The 4149-nt window shown below is 44.6% G+C and carries 3 protein-coding genes and 3 pseudogenes; 3 read left to right on the top strand and 3 right to left on the bottom strand.

The window, feature by feature from the left end:
* Positions 1-124 (top strand): annotated as a pseudogene (locus ACL7TT_RS20410) (IS630-like element ISCARN69 family transposase); the annotation flags it as partial.
* Between the two features lie 567 nt (positions 125-691).
* Here the strand turns inward: ACL7TT_RS20410 and ACL7TT_RS20405 are convergent.
* Positions 692-1234: pseudogene (locus ACL7TT_RS20405) on the bottom strand (transposase); the annotation flags it as partial.
* 573 nt (positions 1235-1807) lie between these two features.
* Here ACL7TT_RS20405 and ACL7TT_RS20400 point away from each other — a divergent pair.
* Positions 1808-2404 carry a DUF4360 domain-containing protein gene (locus tag ACL7TT_RS20400; protein ID WP_413398015.1) on the top strand — a complete coding sequence of 199 codons (597 nt, stop codon included), beginning with the start codon at positions 1808-1810 and terminating at the stop codon, positions 2402-2404.
* A 328-nt stretch (positions 2405-2732) separates the two neighbouring features.
* Here ACL7TT_RS20400 and ACL7TT_RS20395 read toward each other — a convergent pair.
* A pseudogene (locus tag ACL7TT_RS20395) lies at positions 2733-3125 on the bottom strand (DUF6632 domain-containing protein); the annotation flags it as partial.
* A 201-nt stretch (positions 3126-3326) separates the two neighbouring features.
* Positions 3327-3797, bottom strand: a complete 471-nt coding sequence (locus tag ACL7TT_RS20390; RefSeq protein ID WP_413398014.1) for a DUF6632 domain-containing protein — start codon at positions 3795-3797, stop codon at positions 3327-3329.
* Between the two features lie 32 nt (positions 3798-3829).
* Between ACL7TT_RS20390 and ACL7TT_RS20385 the strand changes: the two genes are divergently transcribed.
* Positions 3830-4149: transposase (locus tag ACL7TT_RS20385; RefSeq protein WP_413398013.1), on the top strand; the 320-nt coding region annotated here is incomplete at its 3' end.

Raw genomic sequence — 4149 nt, 5'->3', positions numbered from 1 at the left:
GGAGGCTATCACAGGGTTTATCGATGCACATAACAAGGCTCCAAAGCCATTTGTATGGACAAAATCAGTCGATGAAATTTTGGCGAAGGTAGGAAGGGCTAGGCAGGCTCTTGCATTTCAGTAAATAGTTTAATACACCACACTAGAGTGTGTATTGAGAAAAAAATCAGCACGCCAGTTAAATAGTAGGTGTACTTTTGTCCTCGTTTCGCACTTAGAAAAGATTGAGTAATTGCAAGGCAAGCAATTCCCAACTTGAATGAAAATATAATCGTCGGCAATACTTTTACAATCATATTTAACCCTTAACTCGCTTTCTTTAGTAGTTGCTTTGATTTAAATATCACAGTTCTGCTTTAAACAGACTGTTTGAGGCAAACTAATTTAATGCTGCTCATGTCATTTTTGCTGCTGAAACTAAGGGGATTGATACGAGGTCGATATAGGTATCTCCCGCTATTGCCGGCCAGTCAAATGACAATGATGGTAATAAGGATGTGTGTGAGAATAGTTTGAGGGTATATAACCTTGATCCGAAGTATTCTACTAGAAATTCCTGAGGTTGTTTACCGTTTAAACCCCAAGTTTTAAGCTGAGGGCATTCAAGATTGATTATTTTTTGTTCTGTTCGAGCGAAAGCCCTGACGAGAGGGTATTCAAAACTCTGTGTTAGCCAAGTAACCTCATAGGCTATATATTTCTCCAGGCGATCCGGGGAGTGGATCGTCAGCTGTGACAGCGTCAAGTTCCAGTTCTGGATCGGGTGTGTCCAGCGTTCGGAGGCTTTCAGCATACCGGCGTAAAGCAGCTTGAGTAAGTTGTTCTCATTGGCAATGCCGCCCTTGGTTTTACTTAGCTTGCGGAACTGGCGGTGTACAGCCGCAACGGCGTTGGTGGTGTAAATCGGCGTACGCACGTATTCCGGTTACTTGAAGTACGTCGACAGGGTGGGCCACTTGGCACGCCATGCCTTGATCAGCAACGGATATTTATCTCCCCCACTTGGCCCCCAACTCATCCAAGGCGTTCTCGGCAGCATAGAGCTTCGCCGCCCTGTAGACGCACTTGAGGTCGGCCATAAAGGCGTTCTGGTTCTTCGAGACGACGTACTTCATCGAGTTGCGAAACTGGTGGATGACACAGTGCTGAGTCTCGGTCCTGGGGTAGATGCTCTCAATGGCCTCAGGAAAGCCTGCAGGCCGTGTTTACAGGCAATCAGGATGCCATCTTTGCCGCTGAGGCCTTTGCCCTCATGCAGCGCCTTGACAGCAGCATCCATATAGAAAGTAGGTTTGGTCATAGGTTATTTCTTTTTACTAATGATAAAGAAATGACACAGAATTCTGAACACCGACATCCGGCGGGATTTTTTTATGGCTGTAATTCGGCTTTTTGATCCAAAGGTACTGTCCGCTATGGGTGAAACCTTCAGGTGCTTTTCAATATGACGAAATCATTACGGCGTTCCGCTAGAGCGGTGCCAGACAGTTGATACAAATGCTGCGGAAGCTGTACAGTGTGAAAATCCCTGCCAGATTCGTTGTGCTGACAGGGGGGAGGCTGTAGCGGAATTAAATTTCTATCCACCAGCAGCTTAGGTAAAATCGTTACCGTTAATAAATTAGCGTCTTTCAAAAATAAGGAAGCAAGGGTTTTCTGAGGGACGGGTGGGTAGACACGACAAGTTATCGCTTTTGTGTTATTTCACGACTTTCACTGCTTTTTTTTAGTCCTCTAGCTATAATAGCTTTCGCTCATTGAAGGAGAATAGTTGTCAATTTTTATTTAAGGAAGAGGGAAAGGGGAGATGATAAGTAAAGTAATGGTATTCGTTTTTTGTTCGCTATTTTCAAATATGGTCATAAGCAAGACAGTAATAATTGATGGCCATGAAGTAGAAATCGGACCTATCAACGTGAATGGTTCAGGTTGCCCGGTTGGATCATTGACAGCCACTGTAACTGAAGACAATGAGAACATTGTCCTATTGTTTAGCGCTTATAGAGCTTTAACTAATAACGTAAACACAGTTGCACAGGCAGACTGTAATATTGCATTGCCACTAAGTGTAGATCCTGGATTTGCAGTAGGGATTCTAGATATTGATTGGAGAGGTACGGTATTTTCAGCACAGGGATCTTTTATAAATTTCCACAGAGAATTCTTTTTTTCTGGAAATCAAGGTCCCAACTATGATACTAACTGGAACAGTGCAGGGTTTCAAAATTTTTTCTTAAATGATGATCCGCTCTTTGTCCACTATTCAGAATGCGATGGCGAACCACTAATCGCTCGTGCTGATACCGCAGCCACCGTAATCGGTGCTGACAGTCTTTTTTCATTACGCTCTGCTGATGTAGAGGCGAGATTAATATTACATGTGCGGGTGGTTCCCTGCGAGTGATTATCAGCTTGTAGGCTGACTCGGTAACCAGGAGAGATTTAAATACATCAAAATAAATTAGATTAGTAGCTCATTCTGATGGGTGATGGTATTAGTAGCCCTGGACACGGACTGGGTGATTATCTGACTTCGGTATGTATGATCTTACTGGCTGAAGATTTGCGAAAAGGTCAACAGATTCAGTGGACTGAAAAGCTTTGAATTCCCGTGTGTTACGATGGTATAAAAGCCCAAGTATGTCTTTTTTTGCGCATTGCAGCCTGAGAACTCGCTTAATGGCGGGTTTTTTTGTGTTAAGTAGAACAACCGTAATTCGCGTCAAATCGTGTTACCCACCATCGCTCTTCGCTAGCTGTTGTTGTAGTTTTTTAACGTTTCTGGGCATTAGATACCAAAGAACTCCAGCAATTAAGTACTGTATGGAGATAACTCCAGTTAAGTTTGCCTCACCGGATCTACCGCTTCCTACCAGCACCATCAAAATGGTGGCAGATACCAAGTGTAAGGAAATGGTGAACCAAATTAGATCGAGGTTCAAAAAGAGGTTTTTGGAAGCCTTAATTATGAAAATGCCCAAAGTGACGTACATAGATATAGTAAATTGTTGGTACACTGGATGCGGCGGTATCCAACCCCATCCTGGGGGCCATGACCATAACATCATCGGGTAAGTGCCAAAGATACAGAACAGGCCTATAACCTTCAAGGTAATGGGGAGGTATTGATACGGGTGATGTCATCCATAGTGTTCTCCAGAGCGGGGTTGCTTTCAAGCTGTTTTACCTACAACCAATAATACAGATGTGATAGTTTTCAATTCATCTCGTGCAATTTTTTAGAGGGAAAACTTCATCTTTTTGATCCAAAGTTTCTGCCTTATATGGATGAAATCCTCAGCTGCTTTGTAATAGCCAGATGCCAGTTACTTATCCTCGTTGTCTAGTCGTTGTAGTAATTTAATGTTTTTGGGTATTAGGTACCAGAGGACTCCAGCGATTAAATATTGTAACGGGATATCTCCGATCAAGTTTTGCTCCCCGGTTTCGTCCCCTACCGCCATCAAAAGCGAAATGGTGGCATATACCAGATTCAACCAGATGGTGAACCAAACCAATATGATATTGGCTATAGGGTTTGTAGCGGCAAGAACCAGGAATACACCCAGGGTGGCGAACATCCCTATAATAATATGTTCATACTCATGCTGCGGAGGTATCCATCCCCATCCTTCAGGCCATACCCATTCCATTAGCGGGTAAATAGCAAAGATAAAAAACAAACCTACAACCCTCATGGCAATGATGAGGTATTTGACACGGGTGAAGGAGTTATAACCAAATCTGGTGTTTGAGGGTTTGAAAGAACGCAGCGTATCTGGTTGATTTGTTGTCACCAAACAATGAAACCAACCGAGAGTACGCCGCTATGAACAAGAATACCGTTGTTGAGTTTACAGGTCGACAGGAGGCCGCTGACCCGCTGACCGAGCTTTTGCGCCGAGGCGCACGTGAGCTGCTGCAGCAGGCGATTGAAGCCGAGCTATCGACCTTAATGGAAGGATTTGAAAGCCGCCACCTGGATGATGGCCGAGCGGCTGTAGTCCGCAATGGTCACCTGCCAGAGCGTGATATACAGACCGGGATTGGACCAGTAAAGGTGAAGGTGCCGAAGGTTCGCAGCAAGGACGGGGAGCCGGTGACCTTCCGCTCGGCCTTGGTGCCACCGTATGTACGCAAGGCCCGCTC

Source organism: Microbulbifer jejuensis (assembly GCF_047289955.1).
Taxonomy (GTDB): domain Bacteria; phylum Pseudomonadota; class Gammaproteobacteria; order Pseudomonadales; family Cellvibrionaceae; genus Microbulbifer.
The sequence above is the reverse complement of the archived record's forward strand: the minus strand, read 5'-3'. Positions and strand labels throughout refer to the sequence as shown.

Coding starts and splice junctions, on each gene's coding strand:
- ACL7TT_RS20400 (WP_413398015.1), top strand. CDS start 1,808: ATGATAAGTAAAGTAATGGTATTCGTTTTTTGTTCGCTATTTTCAAAT.